This is a genomic window from Streptomyces altiplanensis (assembly GCF_053591575.1).
On sequence record NZ_JBSFUB010000066.1, the window covers coordinates 21,495 to 42,175 of the forward strand.

Sequence of the window (20,681 nt, forward strand, 5' to 3'; positions counted from 1 at the left end):
TGGAGGAATGTCCGAGAGCCCCGAGCGCGCCCCCTGCCTCGCCGAGGGCCCGCGCGTGGGCCTGCGGCACTTCAGCCACGCCGACGCCGACGAGTTCACCGCGCTGGCGCGCGAGAGCAGGAGCCTGCACCACCCGTGGCTCTTCCCGCCGGAGCGGCCCGCGGCGTACACCGCCTACGCGAGCCTGCTCATCGACAACCCGGCGCGGGCCGGCTTCCTGGTGTACGAGCGCCCGGACGGCCGCATCGCGGGTTTCATCAACATCAACAACATCGTCGGGGGCAACTTCCTGTGCGGCGCGCTGGGCTACGGCGCGTTCGCGCACGCGGCGGGCCGCGGCCTGATGAGCGAGGGCCTCGGCCTGGTCATGGACCAGGCCTTCGGCCCCATGGGCCTGCACCGGCTGGAGGCCAACATCCAGCCCGCGAACAAGGCGTCCATCGCGCTCGTCCGCAGGGCCGGGTTCCGGCTGGAGGGCTTCTCGCCGGACTTCATCCACATCGACGGCGCCTGGCGCGACCACGAACGGTGGGCGATCACCTCGCAGATGCGCCGCTGACCCTCGGCGGTCCTCCTCAGGACCCCTGGTCACAGAGGCGTCCGCCGTGTTCGGATGGGCGTCGGGCGCCGGTGGGCGGCGGCCCGTGTGAGGGAGTGAGACTGCCTTGGCCACGACCGTGCGACGTGCCGTACTGACCCTGCCCGCCGCCCCTCTGGGGCCGGAGAACCCGCTGCCGGTGCTCCGCCCCCTCGACGAGACCCACGTCATCGACGAGCGTTCGCGCGCGCTGCTGCCGCGCGACATGGCCCGCCAGGTAGGTTACGAACCGCTGCGCACCCTCCTGCCCGTACGCGTCCTGGACGGATACGGACGCGAGCGCGCGCAGACGGACCTCGACACGATCGTCATCGAGAACGACCGGCTGCGCGCGACCGTGCTGCCGGGGCTCGGCGGGCGCGTGCACTCGCTGTTCCACAAGCCGTCGGGACGCGAACTGCTCTACCGCAACCCGGTCTTCCAGCCCGCCGACTTCGCGCTCAACGGCGCCTGGTTCTCCGGCGGACTGGAGTGGAACATCGGCGCCACCGGGCACACGGCGCTGTCCTGCGCCCCGCTGCACGCCGCGGTCGTCCCCGCCCCCGACGGCGGCGACATGGTCAGGCTCTGGGAGTGGGAACGGCTGCGCGACCTGCCCTTCCAGATGGACCTGTGGCTGCCGGCCGACTCCGACTTCCTGTACGTCGGCGTACGGATACGCAACCCGCACGAGCGGACCGTACCCACCTACTGGTGGTCCAACATCGCCGTCCCGGAGGACGAGGGGAGCCGGGTGCTCGCCCCGGCGGACGAAGCCTGGCACTTCGGGTACGAACGCCGCCTGCGGCGCGTGCCGGTGCCGGAGTCCCACGGCGACGGCACCGACCGCACGTACCCGCTGCGCGGCGAGTTCCCGGCCGACTACTTCTACGAGGTGCCCGAAGGGGCCCGCAAGTGGATCGCCTCGCTCGACGCCGACGGGCGGGGGCTCGTCCAGACCTCCACCGACCTGCTGCGCGGCCGCAAACTGTTCCTGTGGGGCGCGGGCCGCGGCGGACGGCGCTGGCAGCAGTGGCTGACCGAACCGGGGACCCCGGGGTACGCCGAGATCCAGGCCGGCCTCGCCCGCACCCAGCTGGAGCACGTACCGCTGGAGGCCGGCGCCGAGTTCAGCTGGCTGGAGGCGTACGGTCCGCTGGCCGCCGACCCGGGGGCGGTGCACGGCGAGGACTGGGCGGCGGCCCGCGCGGAGGCCGGGGCCCGGCTGGAGGACGCGCTGCCGCGCGCGCGGGTGGAGGCGGCCTACGAGGCGTGGCGGCCGTACGCCGACCACGAGCCCGGCGAGTCGCTCGCCACCGGCTCCGGGTGGGGCGCGCTCGAAGTCGTGCGCGCCGCACTGGTGCTCCCCGGCACGCCCTTCGACGAGGCGACGCTCGGCGAACAGCAGCTGCCGTGGCTGGAGCTGGAGCGCAGCGGCACCTTCCCGGCGTCGCACGAGGCGGCCCTGCCGGGCCCGTCGCTGGTCGCGCCGCACTGGCGGGACATGCTGGAGACGGCGCCGGCGGAGCCCCTCACCGAATACCACCTGGGGGTCGCCCAGTGGCACGCGGGCGATGAGGCCCAGGCCGTGCGCAGCTGGGAGCGGGGGCTCAAACTGGCCTCCGCGCGCTGGCCGTTGCTGCGCTGCCTCGCCGTCGCCGACCGGGAGGCGGGCAACTCCGGGCGCGCCGCCGACCATTACGCCGAGGCGTTCGACGACCTCCTCCGCCAGGAGCGGGGCGACGGCGAGGGCCAGGAGCGGGCCGACGGCGAGGCGTGGACCGCGGCGACGGCCGCACTCGGCCGCGAGGCGATCGCCGCGCTTCTCGGGGCACAGCGTCCGGAGGCGGCCCGCGCCGTCTGGGAGGGGCTGCACCCCGCCGTACGCGAGAGCGGCCGCTTCCGGCTCGTCGAGGCGCAACTCCTCGTCGCCGAGGGGGACAGGGAGGGTGCCCGCGCGCTCTTCGACGCCGGCTTCGAGGTGCCCGACCTGCGCGAGGGCGCGGAGGTGCTGGGCGAGGTGTGGGCGGCGGTGGCCGGCGACGAGCCGCTGCCCGAGGCGTACGACTACCGGATGCGGCCGGCGGCGGAGTAGCCGGCGGTCAGACCGCCGCGCGCCGGTCGACGTACTCGAAGACCGAGCCGTCGGGGTGCGCGGCGATCAGGTTGCGGCCCACCGGGGTCGGGACGGGGCCCGCGATGATGCGGGCGCCGGCCCCGGCCAGGGCCGCGCCCGCCTCGTCGACGTCCTTGACGGCGATGGTGGCCGACACCTTGCGCAGCACTTCGAGTTCGGACTCGGGGCCGCTCATCAGGAGGAAGCAGCCGACCGCGGCGACGGAGACCCCGCCGCGCTCGAAGCGCAGGGCGCGGCTTTGGGTGAGGCGTTCGTAGAAGGCCACCGTGGCCTCCAGGTCGTCGACGCAGATGCGCAGCGTGGTTCCGAGGATCTCCATGGGGGCCAGGGTAGTTGGTGGCCCGGCCGTCCGACGGGTGTACGCCCTTGGTGCGGACCGGCCCCGCAGGGCCGCCGGCCCGCACTCCGGTACGTCACGCGCGGCAGAGCACCTCCCCGTGCGGCACCATGAACCACGCGTCGTCCCGGCCGCCCCACTCGTGCCACGCCCCCGCGATCGCCGCCAGTTCGTCCGCGGTCGCGTGGCCGCCGTCCACCGCCAGTTCGGCGTACACGGATGCCGTCGTACGGTCCGCCCACAGCCCGCTCCACCAGGCGCGCTCGTCCGGCGCGGCGAAGCACCAGGCCGCCGCCGAGGCCCGTACGTCGGTGAAGCCGGCGCGCCGCGCCCAGGACAGGAGCCTGCGGCCCGCGTCCGGTTCGCCGCCGTTCGCGCGGGCGACCCGGCCGTACAGCTGCTGCCACTCGTCCATGAGCGGCACCTGGGGGAACCACGTCATCGCGGCGTAGTCGCTGTCGCGCGCCGCGACGACGCCGCCGGGGCGGCACACGCGGCGCATCTCCCGCAGGGCCCGCACCGGGTCGCCGACGTGCTGGAGCACCTGGTGGGCGTGGACGACGTCGAAGGACTCGTCGGGGAAGTCGAGCGCGTGGACATCGGCCACCGCGAACTCCACGTTCTCCAGGCCGCGTTCCGCCGCCGCCTCGCGCGCCCGCCCGAGCACGTCCCCGGCCGCGTCGACCGCCGTCACCCGGCCGGGGGCGACGAGCGCGGCCAGGTCGGCCGTGATGGTGCCGGGACCGCAGCCCACGTCCAGCACGTCCAGCCCCGGCCGCAGTTCGTCCAGGAGGTACGCCGCCGAGTTGGCGGCGGTCCGCCAGCTGTGCGAGCGCAGCACCGACTCGTGGTGCCCATGGGTGTAGACCGCGGTCTCCTCCGGCATGGCGTACTCCTTCTCTCGGCTTCTCGCGGAAGCGGTACGCCGTACGCTACGCCGCCACGCCGGAATGTGAGACGCGTATCTTGAGATGTGAGACGTGGTGCTCCGTCGGTCTCATGTGCCCCGTACCTGCGGCAGCACCTTCGTGCGGTAGAAGTCGAAGAAGCCGCGCTGGTCGGGGCCGATCTGGTTCACGTACACCCGGTCGAAACCCGCGTCGGCGTAGGCCAGCAGCTCACGCGCGTGCGCGTCGGCGTCGTCGCCGCACACCACGTTCGAGGCGACCATGTCCTCGGTGACGAGGGTCGACGCCTGCTCGAAGTGGCGTGGTGTGGGCAGGATCTGGCCCAGTTCGCCGGGCAGCTGGTCGTTCGGCCACAGCCGGTGGACCGTGCGCACCGCCGCGTCACGGTCGGGCCCGTAACAGACCTTGGTGCCGCCGCTGACCGGCTTGGTGCCGCCGCCGCTCCGGAAGCGGGTCACCGCATCCTCGTCGGGGGCCATGGTGATCAGCCCGTCGCCGATGCGCGAGGCCAGCGCCATGGCCTTGGGACCGAAGGCGGAGATGTCGATCGGGACGTGCTCGTCGGGCACGGTGTAGAGCCGGGCGTTCTCCACCGTGTAGTGCTTGCCCTCGTGGCTGACCTCGTTGCCGTCGAAGAGGCTGCGGATCAGCTGCACGGCCTCCTCCAGCATCTCCAGCCGTACCCGGGTGCTGGGCCAGGCGCCGCCCAGGATGTGCTCGTTGAGCGCCTCGCCGCTGCCCACACCGAGCCGGAACCGGCCCTCGCCGAGCTGGACGGCCGCCGTGGCCGCGGCCTGGGCGACCACGGCCGGGTGCATCCGCACGGTCGGACAGGTGACGGCGGTCTGCACCGGCAGGGAGACCGCCTCGGACAGGGCGCCGATCACCGACCAGACGAAGGGGCTCTGCCCCTGTTCCTCGTTCCACGGATGGTAGTGGTCGGAGATCCACAGGGCCTGGAAGCCGGCCTGCTCGGCCATCCGCGCCTGCTCGACGAGATCCTTGGGGCCGAACTCCTCGCTCGACAGGAAATATCCGAACTCGGTCATGGGAAGTGCCTCCAGCGTGAACGGTTTCCGCGGGCGGGTAACCGGCGCGCGCCCGGGGAAACCCGCGCCGCCCGGTGTTTGGCCCCCGGGCTCGGGGGCACCGGGAAGGTCCATCGCCACCGCCCCGTGTACGAGGTGAAAGCGTGACCCGTCAACGTCCCCGCATCGTGATCGTCGGAGCCGGTTTCGCGGGCCATCAGGCCGCGAAGACCCTCTCCCGGGAGGTCCGGGACAAGGCCGAGATCGTCCTCCTCAACCCCACCGACTACTTCCTCTACCTCCCCCTCCTGCCGCAGGTCGCCGCAGGCATCCTCGAACCGCGCCGGGTGACGGTGTCGCTGCCGGGGACGCTTCCCCGCGTACGGCTGGTCCTCGGGGAGGCGGACCGCATCGATCTGGCGTCGCACCGCGTGCACTACACGGGCCCCGAGGGCGACACGGGCGAGCTGGAGTACGACCGGCTCGTGCTGGCCGTCGGCAGCGTCAACAAGCTGCTGCCGATCCCCGGCGTCGCCGAGTACGCCCACGGCTTCCGGGGGCTGCCCGAAGCCCTCTACCTGCGCGACCACGTGACCCGCCAGATCGAACTGGCCGCCGCCGCCGGCGACCCCGACGAGTGCGCCGCGCGCTGCACCTTCGTCGTCGTCGGCGCCGGCTACACCGGGACCGAGGTCGCCGCCCAGGGCAAGATGTTCACCGACGCCCTCGTCCGCAAGCAGAGTGCCTGGCGGCACGCCGGGCACAAGCCGCGCTGGCTGCTCCTCGACATCGCGCCGCGCGTCCTGCCCGAACTGGACCGGCGCCTGTCGCAGACCGCGGACAAGGTGCTGCGCGGGCGCGGGGTCGACGTACGGACGGGGACGTCCGTCAAGGAGGCCACCCCGGAAGGGGTCCGGCTGGACGACGGCGAGTTCGTCGGCACGAAGTCCCTGATCTGGTGCGTCGGCGTGCGTCCCGACCCGCTGGTCTCCGAGGTCGGCCTGCCGGTCGAACGCGGGCGCCTGCTCGTCGAACCCGAACTGAACGTGCCCGGGCACCCGGAGGTCTTCGCCTGCGGTGACGCCGCGGCCGTACCGGACCTCACCCGGCCGGGGGAGTTCACGCCGATGACCGCCCAGCACGCCGCCCGGCAGGGAAAGGTGGCGGGCCGCAATGTCGCCGCGTCCCTGGGGTACGGGGAACGGCAGGCGTACCGCCACAACGACATGGGGTTCCTCGTGGACCTCGGCGGGGTCAAGGCCGCCGCCAACCCGCTCGGCATCCCCCTGTCCGGGCCGGTCGCGGGCGCGGTGACGCGCGGTTACCACCTCGCCGCCATGCCGGGGAACCGGATCCGGGTCGCGGCCGACTGGGCGCTCGACGCCGTACTGCCGCGCCAGGCCGTACAGCTGGGCCTCGTACGGTCCTGGTCGGTCCCGCTCGACACCTCGTCACCGGAACTGGCCAGGGTCCCCGGCGCACGCGAGCGGCCGGACGACAATCACGCCCAAGGGGTGACCACGAGGAGTGACCACAAGGAGTGACATGGACAGCGAACAGCTCATCCAGCTCGGGCAGCAGCTGAGGGTGGACGCGGTACGGGCCGCCGACGCGGCCCAGTCGGGCCATCCGACCTCGTCGATGTCGGCGGCGGACCTCGCGGCCGTACTCCTCGCCGGGCACCTGCACTACGACTTCGACCGGCCGGACCACCCCGGCAACGACCGGTTCATCCTCTCCAAGGGCCACGCGTCGCCCCTGCTGTACGCCATGTACCGGGCGGCCGGCGCCGTCGACGACGAGGAACTGCTGACGTACCGGCGGCTCGGCAGCCGCCTCGAAGGACACCCCACGCCCAGGCTCCCCTGGGTGGACGTGGCGACGGGCTCGCTCGGGCAGGGGCTGCCGGTCGGCGTCGGAGTGGCGCTGGCGGGCAAGCGCCTGGGCCAGGTCCCCTACCGCGTGTGGGTGCTGAGCGGCGACAGCGAGATGGCGGAGGGATCGGTGTGGGAGGCCGTCGAGCACGCGGCCGACCAGCACCTCGACAACCTCACCCTGATCATCGACGTCAACCGGCTCGGGCAGCGCGGCCCCACCCGGCACGGATGGGACCTGGCGGCGTACACCCGCAGGCTGCGTGCCTTCGGCTGGCACACCATCGAGGTCGACGGGCACGACGTCGAGGCCGTTGACGCCGCCTTCAACGAGGCGCGTTCGACCACCGGGCGGCCCACCGCGGTCGTCGCGCGCACCCGCAAGGGGCGCGGCGTCGCCGCCGTGGAGGACCAGGAAGGCAAGCACGGCAAGCCCCTGAAGGACGCCGGGGAAGCGATCGAGGAGCTCGGCGGCCCCCGGTTCGTCCGGGTGGAGGTCAACAAGCCGCACGCCGACCGGAGTCCGGGCACCCCCGCCGCAGGCCCCCTGGAACTGCCGCGCTACGAGCGGGGCGACGAGGTCGCCACGCGCAACGCGTACGGCGAGGCGCTCGCCGCACTCGGAACCGCACGCCCCGACGTCGTGGCCCTGGACGGCGAGGTGAGCGACTCCACGCGGGCGCAGTTCTTCGCGAAGGAGCACCCGGACCGGTTCTTCGAGTGCTACATCGCCGAGCAGCAACTGGTCGCGGCGGCGGTCGGGATGCAGACGCGCGGTTACGTCCCGTACGCCTCCTCCTTCGCGGCGTTCCTCACCCGCGCCCACGACTTCGTGCGGATGGCGGCGGTCAGCAGGGCCGGCATCAACGTGGTCGGCTCGCACGCCGGAGTGGCCATCGGCGAGGACGGGCCCTCCCAGATGGGACTCGAGGACCTCGCGATGTTCCGCGCCGTACACGGCAGCACCGTCCTGTACCCGTGCGACGCCAACCAGACCGCGCACCTCGTCGCCGCGATGGCGGAGGGCGACGCGCAGAGCCGGGGCGTGCGCTACCTGCGCACCAGCAGGGGTGCGATGCCCGTCCTCTACGGGCCCAACGAGGAGTTCCCGGTCGGCGGCAGCAAGCTGCTGCGCTCCGGCGACGACGACAGGCTCACCCTGCTCGCCGCGGGCGTGACGGTCCACGAGGCGCTGCGCGCGGCCGACCTGCTCGCCCAGGACGGCCTGCCGGTCCGGGTCGTCGACCTGTACTCGGTCAAGCCGGTCGACGAGCGCGCCGTACAGGCGGCGGCGGAGGCCACCGGCTGCCTGGTGACGGTGGAGGACCACCACCCGCAGGGCGGTCTGGGCGACGCGGTCGCCGAGGTGTTCGCCGACGGGCGCCCGGCGCCGCGGCTGGTCCGCCTGGCCGTGGGGAACATGCCGGGTTCCGCCACGGAGCAGGAGCAGCTGAACGCCGCGGGCATCGACGCGGACTCGATCGCGGCCGCCGTGAAGCTCCTGGCGGAGAAGGCGGTCGTACGGTGAGAGAGCGGCGGGGAGCGGCTGGCGGGGCGCCCTGAACACCCCGCCGGCCCTCCCCGCGCCGCGCGGGCCCGCCCACCGGCGCGGGCCCGTGCTCGTGCTGTTCCGAGCACGGCCGCTGTGGCTGTACGGCCCGGAGCGAGCCCAGGAGGAGAGACGATGAGCGACGACACCACGACCGTGCGGGCCGGACACCGCACGGTGACCGTCCACCGCCCCGGGAAGGTCCTCTTCCCCGACTGCGGCCTCACCAAGGCCGATGTCGCCGACTACTACCGGCGGATGTCGGCCTTCATGGTGCCCCAGCTGCGCGGCCGGCCCCTCATGCTGGAGCGCCGGCCCGACGGCACCGAAGGCCCGCGCTTCATGCAGAAGGACACCCCCGCCCACTACCCCGAGTGGGTGCGCCGTGTGCGGGTCCCCAAGGAGGGCGGCACCGTCACGCACACCGTGTGCGACAACAGCGCCACCCTCGTCTTCCTGGCCGACCAGGCGTGCCTGACCTTCCACCGCTGGCTCTCGCGGGCCGGCCGCGTCGAGTGGCCCGACCGGCTGGTCTTCGACCTCGACCCTCCCGGGGACGACTTCCCGGCCGTACGGGAGGCGGCGCACCGGCTCGGCGAACTCCTCGACCAGCTGCGACTGCCGTCCACGCTCATGACCACGGGCTCCAAGGGCCTGCACGTGATCGTGCCCCTCGACGGGAACACCACGTTCGACGACTCCCGCGCCTTCGCCAAGGAGGTCGCGGACACCCTCGCCGAGCGCCACCCGGACGCGCTGACCACGGCCGTACGCAAACAGTCCCGGGGCGGCCGCCTCTACCTCGACGTCCAGCGCAACGCCTACGCGCAGACGGCCGTCGCCCCCTGGTCGGTCCGGCCCAAGGAGGGCGCGCCGGTCGCCGCGCCCCTCTCGTGGGGACAGCTCGACGACAAGGAACTGACCGCGCGCAGCTGGGCGTTGACGGACACCGGCGCCGTACTGGAACAGGCCCGCACGAACCCCTGGTCGGACGTGTCCTCCCGGGGCCGGGCGCTGGGCCCGGCGCGCAGGCGCCTGCGCGCCCTGCGCTGACCGGCCCGGAGCGGCGCTACGCGGGAAAGGGCCTGCCGGGCCGGACGCCCCCGGCGCCGCCGCCCGCGTCCAGGCGGGTGATGCGGCGCTGCGCGGCGAACGCGGCGGCCGGGTAGCGGGGGTCGGGCCGCAGGGCGTACTCGCGCAGGCACGCCTCGGTGAACTTGATGACGTGCTCGTCGCCGTGTTCGGCGGCCCGCGCGCCCAGTTCGTCCATCGGCGGCAGGTCCGGGACCTCCGACCGCCAGGCCGCCGTGCCCTCGTCGCGCCGGTCGGTGGTGAAGGCCAGCAGGAACGCCGCGTGCACCTGCCACAGCCGGGCCAGTGTCGGTTCGTGGAGCTCGTGCGGCAGGTGCGGGAGCAGGATGCGTACGGCGGCCGGTGCGGTGACGCCGTGGATCAGCGGAACCGGGTAGACCTCGGGGTGGCCGAGGAAGACGTCGGCGAACTGGGCCGTCATCTCGCTCAGCAGCCGGGGCGCCTGTTCCGGGGCCAGCCATTCCAGCGACGCGTGGTAGCCGGGCAGTTCGCCGAGGCTGTCCAGCCGCCGGCGGGCGGTGCCCGGACCCATCGGGCCGTCGTGTGCCACGCGGGGCAGCGCGGCGACCGCGGCGGGCAGGCCGTAGGGGCCGCGCAGCCGGGGGCGGCCGGGAAGCTCGGTGTGGCGGGCGGCCCAGTACGCCAGTCCGCGGGCCAGCTCGTTGAGCTGGAGCCGCGTGGGCTTGCCTGCGGCGGCGTACAGGCCGCGTACCGCGTGCGCGGTGCGGATGAGGCCGTGGGTCAGGCCGGCGAACAGGCCCGGGAGCAGGCGCGGCCACCAGCGGACCAGCACCTCGCGCCAGTGCGCCCCGGCCAGTTCGCGGACGAAGAGCCGCTCCCAGTCCCCGGCCCGGTCGAAGCTCCCGAGCGCGGGGCGCCAGGAGGACTCGTCCGCGGGGTCCAGTGCGAAGCGCGCGGCGGGCGGCTCGTGGTGCTCCATCGCGGCCCGGTAGCGCCGTACCCACCGGGCGACCTCGTCCTCCTGCCCGAGCAGGGCCAGGGCCTCGGCGCCCATCGGGCCGTGGTTGGCGAGGTCCACGCCCTGCCCGCGCTCGTACCCGAGGTCGTCCATCTGTTCCAGGGCTTCGTTGACCGCGTCGCTGTAGCTGACCGACGGCATGGGAACTTCACCTCTCGGACGTTCGGCTGCTGCGGGAACGGGGGCCGGCGCCGCCCCGGCGCCGTGGGAGCCGCGCGGGTCCCACGGCGCTGTCCGTGCCGACGGCACCGTGGCGCGGGCGGGTTCAGAGGGCGTAGGGCTGTTCGGCGCGCGCGGTGCGCAGCGCCTTGCCCCACCAGGCCACCTGGTCCAGCAGCTTCTTCGCTGCCGCGTCCGCGCCCTGGGGCGCCTCGCCGTCGGCGAACGCGGTCCAGGGGTTGTGCAGGCTGACCATCTCGCGGACCGTCATGGCGTGTACCTCGGCGAAGACCTGCCGCAGGTGTTCGGCGGCGCGCAGGCCGCCGCCCATGCCGCCGTAGGACACGAGGCCGACCGGCTTGGCGGCCCACTCCTGGAGGTGCCAGTCGATGATGTTCTTCAGCGAGGCGGGGTAGGAGTGGTTGTACTCCGGGGTGACCACGACGAACGCGTCGGCCGCCGCCAGCCGCTGGGACAGGGCGTCCTTGACCGGTCGCACGTGGTCGGCCGGCTCCTCGCCCATCGCCGGCATGGACATCGGCAGCGGGTGCTCCAGGACGTCGATCACATCGACCGTCAGGTCGCCGCGGGTCTGGGCCTGCTGGGCGAACCAGTGACCGACCTTGTCGCCGAGGCGTCCGCCGCGGGCGCTGCCGATGATGACGGCGAGGGACAGGGGCTGGGTGGTCATGGTCTACCTCCGGAAGAAACGGATGGGGCCGGCGGGGCATGGTGCCCCGGCTCGAAAGTAAACTACACCGTGCGGAGCAAAAAGTCTCCAGGCCCTCCTCGTTCCGCTTTCACCGGCTGCGTCGAGGCGGTCGTGAGGGTGCGGCGCGGCCGAACGTGCGGCCTCGCCGTCGGCCATGGAGGGGGCGGGCGGAGCGCGGCAGTCGGTGAAACCCGCCGACCGCCCCGCTCCGTCGCGGGGCGCGCTGGAGCGCCGGCCGGCCCCGCGGGGGAGGGGGTCAGATCCCGCTTCCGTACAGCCGCAGGAAGGCGGCCACTCCTGAGGCGACCAGGGCGTCCAGCTCGCCCTGTGGCAGCGGGAGGGCACCGTGGAAGGACCTTTCGTAGGCCTCGGACATGACCAGCTGGGTGAAGTGGGCGGCGGCGTCCTGGGGGTCGTCCGTGTGCAGCCGGCCGGCTGCCGTCAGGGTGGTGAAGTGCTGGGCGAGCCGCGTCTGGGTGCGTCGCGGCCCCTCGGTGCGCCAGCTCTCGATGACCTCGGAGGGCAGTCGCGGCGCTTCCGCGAAGATGACCCGCACCAGGGCGAAGTGCCCCTCGAACCCGCTCTGCGGGGCGGCCAGGGCGCGGCCGAGCACCATCAGCTCGGTTCTCAGGTCGGCCGGGCCGGTCAGGTGCTGGTCGATCAGCTCCTCCTGATGGGCCGCCACCGCGTGCGTGCTCTCCTGGAGCACGCTCAGCAGGAGCTGCTCCTTGTCCTGGTAGTGGTTGTAGATGGTGCGCTTGGAGACCCCGGCCTCGGCCGCGATGGTGTCCACGCTGGCGCGGGTGTAGCCCTCGCGGCCGAAGACGGCGCGGGCGGCGCAGTCGATCGCGGTGCGCTTGGCGGGACGCCCTGTTCGGGCGGCGGTGGCGGGGGACGTCATGGCGGCTCACTCCTCGGATCGCGCCGGCCGGCGTGGATCGAACGAAACTACACCGGCTAGTTTACGTGACACGCCTTCCGGCGCCCCGTCCTCGGCGCGCCCCGGCGGGCGCCCGTTCGCGACGGGCCACTTTTTGCCCTACCCGGTTTACTTACAGAACTACACCGTGTAGTTTCCTTCATGTCGGGAGATCCGGCGAGGCCCCGCGCCTCCCGTCTCCGCTCCGGGCCTGCCCGGCCCCGTCGACGCATCAACAGCCCCCTGAAGAAGGGGTGTTCACGAGAGGTAGGACGTCATGTTCGGCAAGCTGACGGTTATCAAGATCTTCTGCACGGACCTGGACACCATGGTCGCCTTCTACCGCGACCGGCTCGGCCTGAAGATCCGCGAGGAGTACCCCGGTATTTCCGTGGTCTTCGACACCGGCCACGACGGCGAGCTGATCATCCAGAAGGGCGACCAGCCCATCAGCCTCGCCTTCACGCAGGTGGACATCCCCGCCGCCCACTCGGCCGTGGAAGACCTCCGCCCCACCGGCGTCGTCCCGCACAAGACGGGTGAGCGTTTCGAGATCAGCGACCCCGCGGGCAACAACCTGATCTTCGTCAACGCCTGATCACCCCCCCACCACTCGCGGGCCGTCCGACCCTTCCTCCGCTCCCCAGGGCGGCCCGCGTCCATCTGTCGCGATGAGGAACCCGTCATGTCGAAGTTACTCAGCACCCCCGCCCACGTCCGGCCCCGTCACAGCATCGACCTGCGCGACCGTCTCCAGAGCTACGCGCTCTATCTCGCGGGGTGTCTGGTCTTCGCCTCCGGTGCCACCCTGTTCATCCACTCCGGTCTCGGCGTGGACCCCCTGGACGTCCTCTCCCTCGGCCTCCTGGAGCACTTCCCGCTGACCATCGGCCTGGCCCAGGCGCTCATCGCGGCCGTGTGCATCGTCATCTGGTCCGTGTGGAACCGCCGCCGCCCGGTCGTGATGCCGTTCGTCACCTTCCTCCTGTGCGGCAGCCTCATCGACCTGATGCTCCTGGCCGACCTGGGCTGGTTCGCCTCCGTACCGTCCCTGGTCGTCGCGGTCCTGCTGTGCTCCTACGGCTCCGCCCTGATCATCATGAGCGGTACCGGCATCCGTGCCATGGACCTGATCGTCATCTCGCTCAACCAGCGCCTGAAGGTGCCCTTCTGGGCCGCCAAGGTCGGCGTCGAAACCGTCCTGCTCGCCCTCGGCTGGCTGCTGGGCGGACCCGTCGGCATCGGGACCCTCGCCTTCCTGATCTTCGTCGACGGTCTCATCCAGCCCTTCATGGCCTTCAACACCCGCACCCTGCGCCTGACCAACCACGGTCTGGCCAGCCCCGGCGGAGTCGGAGCCCCCGTACTGGAAGGAGCCCGGTGAGCACTCCCGCGCCCGAATCCGAACCCGAACCCGCACCGGCCCCGGTCCGGCCCGGCACGCTGCCGCTCCTGCTGTTCGCCTCGACCCTGACGGTGATGGCGGGATCCATCCTGGCGCCGGTCATCCAGGTCATCCGCGGCGACCTCCAGCTCAGCGGTACCGAGGCCGGCCTCATCATCACCACCCACAGCCTCTCCATCGCCGTGACCAGTCCGCTGGCCGGATGGATGCTCGACCGCTGGGGCGTGCGGCTGCCGCTGGCGGGCGGACTCGTCCTGTACGGGCTGGCGGGCGGCACCGGCCTGGTCGCCGACAGCTACCCGGCGCTCATCGCCAGTCGTGTCGCGTTCGGCGCCGGAGCCGCCCTGGTGTTCTCGGGTACCACCCTGGCCCTGCTCAACCTCTACAAGGGCCCCGCGCAGGACCGTGCGATGGGCTGGCGCGGGACGGCCACCAGCATGGGCGGGGTGCTGTGGCCCCTGCTGGCCGGAGGCGTCGGCGGAATCTCCTGGCACCTTCCCTTCGGGGTCTACCTGATCGGCGTGCCACTCGGGATCGCCACCGCTCTGCTCCTGCCCCGCGAGCGGCCGAAGGGGGCCGCCCGTCCCGCCGGGGAAAGGATCGGGGCGTGGCAGATGCTGCGCCGGCACCGGATCCTGCTCGTCTGGTACGGGCTGCAGTTCTGCGGCTCGCTGCTGCTGTACGCGCTGGTGGTCTTCCTCCCGCAGCGCCTGGCGGAGTCCGGTGTCGAGGATCCGCTGCTGGTCTCCCTGTACACCGTGGGCATGTCCGGCGCGATGAGCCTCATCGGCCTCGCGTACGCCTCGCTCCGTACCCGCCTGGCCTACAGCGTGCTGCTGCGGGGTTCACTGGCGCTGTGGACGGCGGCCTTCCTGCTGCTCGCCGTCGCACCCAACGCCCCCCTGCTGTTCCTGGCGCCGCTGCTGTTCGGCCTCGGCCAGGGGGTGTTCTTCCCGGTGACCACCGTGCTGATCGGCGAGGGCGTGCCCGCGGCCGTACGCGGCCAGGCCACCTCGCTGTCGGGAACAGCCACCTTCGCCGGGCAGTTCGCCTCCCCGCTGCTGATCGGCCCGCTGATCCAGGCCACCTCGCCCACCACCGGGTTCCTCCTCGCGGCAACCGTGCCCGCAGTGGCCCTGGCCGCCCTGTGGGTCAGCCGGGCGGGCGTGACCGGCCCCCGGCCCGGCGGTCCGGCGCCGGCCCCTTCCGCCGCCCCCGCCGCCCGGATCAAGTGAGGGGCCGCCCGTGCCGGTGGTGAGCGTGGTCCGCCGGGCCCTGCGGCCGGTGGAGGACCGCCGCCACCGGCGCCTACGGGTGCCGGTCGGCCGCATTCCCGGAGGTGTCACCAGTGTCTTCCGGATCGCCCCCGTCCGTCAGGGCGAAGAGCCGGGCGGTACGGTCCGTGGAGATCTCCAGCCGGGGGAGGACCGTGGGCACGGCGATGCTGGGCAGCATCAGCTGGAGCAGCGCGGCCACCTCGGTGGGCAGGTCGTACTCACCCGGCATCCCCTCGGACACGATGCGGACGCCGGTCCAGGCGGACAGCAGCAGGCGGGCGGTCTCCGTCTCCTCGATGTACGCGTGCACCTCGCCCCGCGCCTTGGCCTCGCCCAGCAACGACGCCAGGAGATCGGTCCAGTCGGGCCAGCGCGTTCCGAACATGCTCCGTGAGTTGCGGTCCACCGCCAGACGCAGCGCGGCGCTGAACATGGGTTCCCGAGGCAGCCGGTAGGCCATCAGCATCATCATGTCCAGGACTTCCTGGAGCTTGAGGCCCTGGGGCAGGACGCCTTCGGTCGTCACCGCCTCGCTGAGCACCCCCCGGGCCATGTCCTCCTTGGAGCGGAAGTGGAAGTAGAAGGCGCCCTTGGTCACACCGGCCCGCTCCAGGATCTCCGAGATGGTCGAGGCCTCGTAGCCCAGCTCGTCGAAAACGGCGGCAGCGGCCTCCAAGATGACCCTGCGGGTCCGGATCGCCCGCTCCTGTTGTGCCACGCCTGGGCTCCCTGGGGAAATAGTCAATCTCTTAAAAAAGAACCGATGGGTCGGTATCTTAACTGGGGCAGGGGACTTCAGTGGCCTTTCGAGGGAGAAACGTGTCCAATAGTTTGCTTGCAGATTACGGTCAGGTGGACCGGCGTGTCGGGATCGACGTTCTCAAGAAGTACGTGCATCTGCACCGGGAGGAAGCTGTCCTGCTCACCGGCTGGTCCCCGCGCGGTTCCGACCGGTACACCGTCACGGTGCGGTGGCCCGCGGCGGCGGACGGGCCCTGTGAACCCTCCTTAGTCACGCAGACGATCAGGCAGAGCTGCCTGGTCGTCGCCCATGCGGAAAGATCGGTTCCGCTGACGCACCAGACGCTGATGGAGCGCCTGGACTTCTCCCTCGACCGGGACTACCGGGTTCCCCGGGACGAACCGGTCGACCTGACCGTCGAGGTGTACTGCCGGAGCACGGGCCACCGCTCGATGCGGGTCGAGCTGGCCCTGCTGCACGCGGGGCGCCCGGTCGGGGAGTCGGCGGTCGACTTCAGCTGGATAGCTCCCGCGGTCTACCGCCGGCTGCGCGGCGAGCACCTGCACGTCGCCTGGGGCGAGGGCCCCGTTCCCGCGCCCGTGGCCGCGCCCACCGTCGGGCGTACCCACGCGTCCGACGTGGTCCTCGCGCCCACCGGCTGGCCCGGACGGTGGCAACTGCGTACGGACGTCGGCAACGTGGCCCTGTACGACCACCCCGTGGACCATGTTCCCGGGCTGGTCCTGATAGAGGCGGCGTGCCAGGCCGCACAGGCCGCCACCGGTCCGGCGGTGTTCCGTCCGGTCGAGGTGGCCAGCACGTACGCTCACTACATCGAGTTCGACGCCCCTTGCTGGATCGATGCGTCCGTCGTCCCTCCGGCGGGCGACGGGGTCACGCGGGTGGAGGTCACCGGTGTGCAGGACGGCAGGGCGGCGTTCAGCGTCACCCTTGCCTCCGTGGCCTAGGCCGCCCGGTGAGGACGCCCGTTCTGCCGGGGCGTCCTCACCTTCGCGGGGGGCCGGCCGCAGGGGTCAGCGGTTGACGAAACCGCCGTCCACCGGCATCACGACGCCGGTGACGTACGACGCCCGGTCACTGAGCAGCCAGGCTGCCGCCTCGGCGATCTCTTCCGGGGCCGCGGTGCGCCCCTGGGGAGTGATCGCGTGGATCGATTCCTCCAGCCCGGGGTTGCGGTCGTACCAGTCGGCCGTGATCTCGCTGCGGGTCGACCCCGGCGCCACGGCGTTGACCCTGATCCCCTGGCGCGCGTACTCGTCGGCCGCGGCCCGGGTGAAACCGACGACCGCGTGCTTGGAGGCCACATAGGGGGCGGCCGCGGGTATGGCCACCAGGCCTCCGACACTGCTGTTGTTCACGATCGAGCCGCCGCCGTTGTCCAGCATGGCGCTGATCTCGGCACGCAGGCAGTTCCACACCCCGCGGACGTTGGTGTCGATGATGGAGTCGTAGACGTCGTCCTTCATCCGGTGCAGTGGTGCCTGGTCGCCGCCGATGCCGGCGTTGTTGAAGGCCCCGTCGAGCCGGCCGTGGCGTTCCACCGCGAAGTCGACCGCCGCCCGTACGTCCTGGGCGCGGGTCAGGTCGGTCACCACGTAGGAGGCGTCGAATCCCTTGTCGTTCAGTTCGGCCGCGACGGCTGAGAGTCTCTCCTTCCGGCGTGCCGCGAGTACGACCGCCGCTCCCTCCCGGGCGAAGACGGAGGCGGCTGCGGCACCGATGCCGCTGCTCGCTCCCGTGATGAATATGACTTTGTCTTGCAGGAGTTGGCTTCTTCCGATCATGCTCTGCAGTCTTCCAGCCCCATGTTGACGCGTTCACACCAGACGGGTAAACGGTCTGCGTCGTCACACGGTGGAATACCGGCCCGGGCGGGCGGCGTTCACCCGTCATGCGTGCCATCCAGTTCGACCGCTTCGGCGGCCCAGAGGTGCTGACCCTCCGCGACCTGCCCGAACCCGCCCCGCAACAGGGCGAGTTACTGATCACCGTCGAGGCGGCCGGGGTCAATTTCGCCGACACCCACCAGGTCGACGGCTCCTACCTGAGCCCGGACCGGCTGCCGTACGTACCGGGCAGCGAGGTGGTCGGCAGGACCCAGGACGGGCGGCGGGTCCTGGCCCGGACGACGGGCGGATACGCCGAACTCGCCCTGGCCGGTGCGGAGTCGGTGATCGACATCCCCGACGACCTGCCCGCGGGCCAGGCGCTGGCCCTGCTGATGCAGGGGCTGACCGCCTGGCACCTGCTGCGTACCGCCGCCCGTCTGCTGCCCGGTGAGAGCGTCGTGGTCCATGCCGCCGCGGGCGGTGTCGGCAGCCTCGCCGTACAACTGGCCAAGCAGTTCGGCGCACGACGGGTGCGGGCCATGGCCTCCACCCCCGCCAAGCGGGAACTCGCCCTGGCGCTGGGCGCCGATGATGTGGCCGAGTACCCGCTGGACGAGCCTGCCGACGTGATCCTCGACGCGACGGGCGGCCCGCTCTTCGACCGGGCCCTCGACTCCCTCGCCGACTCCGGCCGCCTGGTGACCTACGGAAACGCCTCCCGCACCCCGTTCACCCCCGTTGATCCCGCGCGGCTCAGCCGCCTCAACGCGGGAGTTGTCGGTTTCTGGCTGCGCCCCGCCCTGGCCCGCCCCGGCGGCTTCACCGAGCCGCTCAAGGAACTGCTCTCGCTGACCGCTCAGGGACGCCTGCGGCCCGTCACCGGCGCCGAGTACCCGCTGGCCGAGGCGCGTCGGGCGCACGAGGACCTGCTGGCCCGTCGCACCACGGGCAAGGTGGTCCTACGGCCATGAGTGCGCGGTGCGGCAACGGCGACCGTGCGGTTGCGGGCCGGTTTCCGGTACGAACTCCTCGGGGATGAGCAGGGATTCGTCGATCACGGAGTCCGTGCCGCCGGGGGTCAGCGTGCTCAGCGCCTGCGGGGCGGCCATCCGGGGCAGGAGCAACTGCCAGAACCCGGTGAGCGAATGGCGCGACAGCCACTCCCTGTCCCCCCTGCCCAGCACTTCGAAGCCGGTGGTCGCCGCCACCACGGCCGCGGCCATCGGCTTCAGGGGCACTTCTTCGGCGAGGACGCCCTCGTCCATGGCCCGGGCCAGCAGCCGCTCCACGCACTCCCTCCATTCCTGCCGGAGGTTCAGGCTGGGGGGCCGGACGGTGTCGTAGCCGAGCTGGAAGCCGGCTCGCACCACCACGTCCTGGCTCAGCAGGAAGGCGAAGGTGTGCGAGATGTCGGTGAGCGTCTGGAGCGCGTTCGGCTGGCCCTGCGAGGCCCTGTGCGCCGCCTGGTGAAGGGCGCGTGCGGCCGCGGTCACGACGGCATCGGCCACGGCCGCCTTGTTCCTGAAGTGGAAGTGCAGTGCGCCGGGGCTCACACCCGCGTCCGAGCTGATCTCGGCCAGGCGCGTCCGGTCGTATCCATGGCGCTCGAACAGCTTGGCCGCCGAACGGATCAGCGCATGGCGGGTGCGGACGCCCCGTTCCTGTTTGGTCACGGACGGCTCCAGTCCTGGGACTACTTCTGCGGCCTGGCGGCCTGGGGGAAGGGGGATGGTACTACGGCAACTATAAAACCAACTGCATGGTTTGTATACTCGCGGTGACGCTCTGTCGCATCAGGGAGGGGTGGCCGTCGGCCCCCTGTTCGCGCATGGGGGGCAAAGTTGGCTCAATCAGGGAGACTTGGGCTTCAGCTACCCTCTTGTCGCGGGAACTCGTGGAAGGCCGGTCGGATGAGGGTGGGGCGGGTGGAGGGGTGTCTTCGCACTTTTAAACTTTGACAAACCGGCGTACCGGTTTGTATCTTCGCGGCGGAAGGGTCTACTGGTGATGCGCCCATCGCGCGGATGTGCAGGAGCGGCAGATGACACAGCAGTCCACTGGCACACTCGAACCTCACATACTTGGTCGAAATCATGAAGATCGATTAGTTCCGCTGCCCACCCATGCGCCGTCCGCGCAGGCCGGGACCCGTCCCCGGCGGGAAGCCGTGCGGGTCCTTGTCGTGGAGAACGAGCCGCGTGCCGCCGAAGCCCTGGTCCAGGGGTTGCGCCGGCACGGCTACCGGGCCGAGAGCGTGGCCACCGGTGCCAAGGCGTTGCAGGTGCACCGCAGCTCCGATCTGGTCCTCCTCGATCTCGAACTGCCCGACCTGGACGGGCTGGAGGTCTGCCGGAGCATCCGGGCCACGTGCGACACGCCGATCATCGTGGTCACCGCCCGGGACACCGAACTCGACCGGGTGCTGGGCCTGCAGGCGGGCTCGGACGACTACCTGGCCAAGCCGTACGGCTTCCGCGAGCTGATGGCCAGGATGGAAGCGGTCATGCGCAGGGCCCGGCCGCAGCAGCCCGTGGAGCAGGTCATCACGCGCGGATCGCTGCGCATCGACGCACGGACGCGCGAGGTCCGGCTCGACGGGCGGCATGTCGAGGTGACCCGCAAGGAGTTCGACCTGCTGCACCTGCTGGCCTCCCAGCCCGAGGCCGTCATCTCGCGCAGACAGCTCATGGTCCAGGTGTGGGACGACTCCTGGTCGCGGCCGGGCCGGACCATCGACACGCATGTGAGCAGCCTGCGCAACAAGCTCGGTTCCAGTAGCTGGATCGTCACGGTCAGGGGAGTCGGCTTCCGCCTCGGACACCCGTAAGCGGTGCCCTGGGGGGTTACGGGGCGTCAGGGGCTCCGTAACCCGGCCGAATCTTTGACATATCCCTGACATTCTGCTCGTCGGCCTCTCACCTGTTACGCGGAACTGCGGGATCTGTGAAGGAAGTTCACCAAAGCCTGGACAGTGGCGCCTTGATCCTGATGAGCGCCCGGAACAAGCTGACATTCAGCTTCCGGACAAGCCATGAGGAGATCCATCGTGCGCAAGGTGCTCATCGCCAACCGTGGCGAAATCGCTGTCCGCGTTGCTCGGGCCTGCCGGGATGCCGGGATCGCGAGCGTGGCCGTC

Annotated in this window: 21 protein-coding genes; 12 read left to right on the top strand and 9 right to left on the bottom strand. The window is 71.9% G+C overall.

Translation table 11 applies throughout. The features are described from left to right. Positions 1-7: 7 nt before the first annotated feature. Entirely contained in the window at positions 8-559 is a 552-nt protein-coding gene (locus ACWD0Y_RS25025; protein ID WP_450262559.1) for a GNAT family N-acetyltransferase, read from the top strand. A gap of 106 nt (positions 560-665) precedes the next feature. Next, entirely contained in the window at positions 666-2,672 is a 2,007-nt protein-coding gene (locus tag ACWD0Y_RS25030) for a DUF5107 domain-containing protein (protein ID WP_450262560.1), read from the top strand. A gap of 7 nt (positions 2,673-2,679) precedes the next feature. Here ACWD0Y_RS25030 and ACWD0Y_RS25035 read toward each other — a convergent pair whose 3' ends face one another. The 3 genes from ACWD0Y_RS25035 to ACWD0Y_RS25045 form a co-directional block, all read right to left on the bottom strand. After that, complete coding sequence (locus tag ACWD0Y_RS25035) at positions 2,680-3,033, bottom strand: VOC family protein (RefSeq protein WP_450262561.1); 354 nt, start codon at positions 3,031-3,033, stop codon at positions 2,680-2,682. A 94-nt stretch (positions 3,034-3,127) separates the two neighbouring features. Beyond that, complete coding sequence (locus ACWD0Y_RS25040) at positions 3,128-3,937, bottom strand: class I SAM-dependent methyltransferase (RefSeq protein ID WP_450262562.1); 810 nt, start codon at positions 3,935-3,937, stop codon at positions 3,128-3,130. Between the two features lie 111 nt (positions 3,938-4,048). Beyond that, positions 4,049-5,008, bottom strand: coding sequence for a TIGR03557 family F420-dependent LLM class oxidoreductase (locus tag ACWD0Y_RS25045; protein ID WP_450262563.1), 960 nt, complete (start codon positions 5,006-5,008; stop codon positions 4,049-4,051). Positions 5,009-5,151: 143 nt separating this feature from the next. Here ACWD0Y_RS25045 and ACWD0Y_RS25050 point away from each other — a divergent pair, with 143 nt between their 5' ends. The 3 genes from ACWD0Y_RS25050 to ligD all read left to right on the top strand — a co-directional run bounded on the left by ACWD0Y_RS25050 (position 5,152) and on the right by ligD (position 9,463). Continuing rightward, positions 5,152-6,531 (top strand): NAD(P)/FAD-dependent oxidoreductase, encoded by a 1,380-nt coding sequence (locus ACWD0Y_RS25050; RefSeq protein WP_450262564.1) that lies wholly within the window; start codon positions 5,152-5,154, stop codon positions 6,529-6,531. A gap of 1 nt (position 6,532) precedes the next feature. Then, positions 6,533-8,389, top strand: a complete 1,857-nt coding sequence (locus ACWD0Y_RS25055; protein ID WP_450262565.1) for a transketolase — start codon at positions 6,533-6,535, stop codon at positions 8,387-8,389. 156 nt (positions 8,390-8,545) lie between these two features. Then, positions 8,546-9,463, top strand: a complete 918-nt coding sequence (gene ligD, locus ACWD0Y_RS25060; RefSeq protein WP_450262566.1) for a non-homologous end-joining DNA ligase — start codon at positions 8,546-8,548, stop codon at positions 9,461-9,463. A gap of 16 nt (positions 9,464-9,479) precedes the next feature. Here ligD and ACWD0Y_RS25065 read toward each other — a convergent pair whose 3' ends face one another. The 3 genes from ACWD0Y_RS25065 to ACWD0Y_RS25075 form a co-directional block, all read right to left on the bottom strand. Continuing rightward, complete coding sequence (locus ACWD0Y_RS25065) at positions 9,480-10,622, bottom strand: questin oxidase family protein (protein ID WP_450262567.1); 1,143 nt, start codon at positions 10,620-10,622, stop codon at positions 9,480-9,482. A gap of 124 nt (positions 10,623-10,746) precedes the next feature. Then, positions 10,747-11,331: an NADPH-dependent FMN reductase gene (locus ACWD0Y_RS25070; RefSeq protein ID WP_450262568.1), complete on the bottom strand. Its 585-nt coding sequence runs from the start codon at positions 11,329-11,331 to the stop codon at positions 10,747-10,749. A gap of 277 nt (positions 11,332-11,608) precedes the next feature. Further along, positions 11,609-12,253, bottom strand: a complete 645-nt coding sequence (locus ACWD0Y_RS25075) for a TetR/AcrR family transcriptional regulator (protein WP_450262569.1) — start codon at positions 12,251-12,253, stop codon at positions 11,609-11,611. Positions 12,254-12,548: 295 nt separating this feature from the next. Here ACWD0Y_RS25075 and ACWD0Y_RS25080 point away from each other — a divergent pair, with 295 nt between their 5' ends. The 3 genes from ACWD0Y_RS25080 to ACWD0Y_RS25090 all read left to right on the top strand — a co-directional run bounded on the left by ACWD0Y_RS25080 (position 12,549) and on the right by ACWD0Y_RS25090 (position 14,911). Beyond that, a complete protein-coding gene (locus tag ACWD0Y_RS25080) occupies positions 12,549-12,869 on the top strand; it encodes a VOC family protein (RefSeq protein ID WP_093798160.1) in 321 nt (106 codons plus the stop codon). Positions 12,870-12,956: 87 nt separating this feature from the next. Then, entirely contained in the window at positions 12,957-13,655 is a 699-nt protein-coding gene (locus tag ACWD0Y_RS25085) for a YczE/YyaS/YitT family protein (RefSeq protein WP_450262570.1), read from the top strand. Then, the gene (locus tag ACWD0Y_RS25090) at positions 13,652-14,911 is read left to right on the top strand and encodes an MFS transporter (protein WP_450262571.1); all 1,260 of its coding nucleotides are present in this window, start codon (positions 13,652-13,654) and stop codon (positions 14,909-14,911) included. The genes ACWD0Y_RS25085 and ACWD0Y_RS25090 overlap by 4 nt, the downstream gene beginning before the upstream one ends. A gap of 73 nt (positions 14,912-14,984) precedes the next feature. Here ACWD0Y_RS25090 and ACWD0Y_RS25095 read toward each other — a convergent pair whose 3' ends face one another. Further along, positions 14,985-15,671, bottom strand: coding sequence for a ScbR family autoregulator-binding transcription factor (locus ACWD0Y_RS25095; protein WP_450262572.1), 687 nt, complete (start codon positions 15,669-15,671; stop codon positions 14,985-14,987). Positions 15,672-15,805: 134 nt separating this feature from the next. Between ACWD0Y_RS25095 and ACWD0Y_RS25100 the strand changes: the two genes are divergently transcribed. Beyond that, positions 15,806-16,663 carry a ScbA/BarX family gamma-butyrolactone biosynthesis protein gene (locus tag ACWD0Y_RS25100; protein WP_450262573.1) on the top strand — a complete coding sequence of 286 codons (858 nt, stop codon included), beginning with the start codon at positions 15,806-15,808 and terminating at the stop codon, positions 16,661-16,663. A 66-nt stretch (positions 16,664-16,729) separates the two neighbouring features. Here ACWD0Y_RS25100 and ACWD0Y_RS25105 read toward each other — a convergent pair whose 3' ends face one another. Then, on the bottom strand, positions 16,730-17,500 hold the full coding sequence (locus tag ACWD0Y_RS25105; protein ID WP_450262574.1) for an SDR family NAD(P)-dependent oxidoreductase: 771 nt from the start codon (positions 17,498-17,500) through the stop codon (positions 16,730-16,732). A gap of 107 nt (positions 17,501-17,607) precedes the next feature. Between ACWD0Y_RS25105 and ACWD0Y_RS25110 the strand changes: the two genes are divergently transcribed. Next, positions 17,608-18,516: a quinone oxidoreductase family protein gene (locus tag ACWD0Y_RS25110; protein ID WP_450262575.1), complete on the top strand. Its 909-nt coding sequence runs from the start codon at positions 17,608-17,610 to the stop codon at positions 18,514-18,516. Here ACWD0Y_RS25110 and ACWD0Y_RS25115 read toward each other — a convergent pair. Then, the gene (locus ACWD0Y_RS25115; protein WP_450262576.1) at positions 18,505-19,218 is read right to left on the bottom strand and encodes a ScbR family autoregulator-binding transcription factor; all 714 of its coding nucleotides are present in this window, start codon (positions 19,216-19,218) and stop codon (positions 18,505-18,507) included. The genes ACWD0Y_RS25110 and ACWD0Y_RS25115 overlap by 12 nt on opposite strands. Positions 19,219-19,727: 509 nt before the next feature. Between ACWD0Y_RS25115 and ACWD0Y_RS25120 the strand changes: the two genes are divergently transcribed. After that, positions 19,728-20,372 carry a response regulator transcription factor gene (locus tag ACWD0Y_RS25120; RefSeq protein WP_450262577.1) on the top strand — a complete coding sequence of 215 codons (645 nt, stop codon included), beginning with the start codon at positions 19,728-19,730 and terminating at the stop codon, positions 20,370-20,372. A gap of 219 nt (positions 20,373-20,591) precedes the next feature. Continuing rightward, positions 20,592-20,681: biotin carboxylase N-terminal domain-containing protein (locus tag ACWD0Y_RS25125; RefSeq protein WP_308427085.1), on the top strand; the 90-nt coding region annotated here is incomplete at its 3' end.

Coding starts and splice junctions, on each gene's coding strand:
- ACWD0Y_RS25025 (WP_450262559.1), top strand. CDS start 8: ATGTCCGAGAGCCCCGAGCGCGCCCCCTGCCTCGCCGAGGGCCCGCGC.
- ACWD0Y_RS25035 (WP_450262561.1), bottom strand. CDS start 3,033: ATGGAGATCCTCGGAACCACGCTGCGCATCTGCGTCGACGACCTGGAG.
- ACWD0Y_RS25040 (WP_450262562.1), bottom strand. CDS start 3,937: ATGCCGGAGGAGACCGCGGTCTACACCCATGGGCACCACGAGTCGGTG.
- ACWD0Y_RS25045 (WP_450262563.1), bottom strand. CDS start 5,008: ATGACCGAGTTCGGATATTTCCTGTCGAGCGAGGAGTTCGGCCCCAAG.
- ACWD0Y_RS25055 (WP_450262565.1), top strand. CDS start 6,533: ATGGACAGCGAACAGCTCATCCAGCTCGGGCAGCAGCTGAGGGTGGAC.
- ligD (WP_450262566.1), top strand. CDS start 8,546: ATGAGCGACGACACCACGACCGTGCGGGCCGGACACCGCACGGTGACC.
- ACWD0Y_RS25065 (WP_450262567.1), bottom strand. CDS start 10,622: ATGCCGTCGGTCAGCTACAGCGACGCGGTCAACGAAGCCCTGGAACAG.
- ACWD0Y_RS25070 (WP_450262568.1), bottom strand. CDS start 11,331: ATGACCACCCAGCCCCTGTCCCTCGCCGTCATCATCGGCAGCGCCCGC.
- ACWD0Y_RS25075 (WP_450262569.1), bottom strand. CDS start 12,253: ATGACGTCCCCCGCCACCGCCGCCCGAACAGGGCGTCCCGCCAAGCGC.
- ACWD0Y_RS25080 (WP_093798160.1), top strand. CDS start 12,549: ATGTTCGGCAAGCTGACGGTTATCAAGATCTTCTGCACGGACCTGGAC.
- ACWD0Y_RS25085 (WP_450262570.1), top strand. CDS start 12,957: ATGTCGAAGTTACTCAGCACCCCCGCCCACGTCCGGCCCCGTCACAGC.
- ACWD0Y_RS25105 (WP_450262574.1), bottom strand. CDS start 17,500: ATGATCGGAAGAAGCCAACTCCTGCAAGACAAAGTCATATTCATCACG.
- ACWD0Y_RS25110 (WP_450262575.1), top strand. CDS start 17,608: ATGCGTGCCATCCAGTTCGACCGCTTCGGCGGCCCAGAGGTGCTGACC.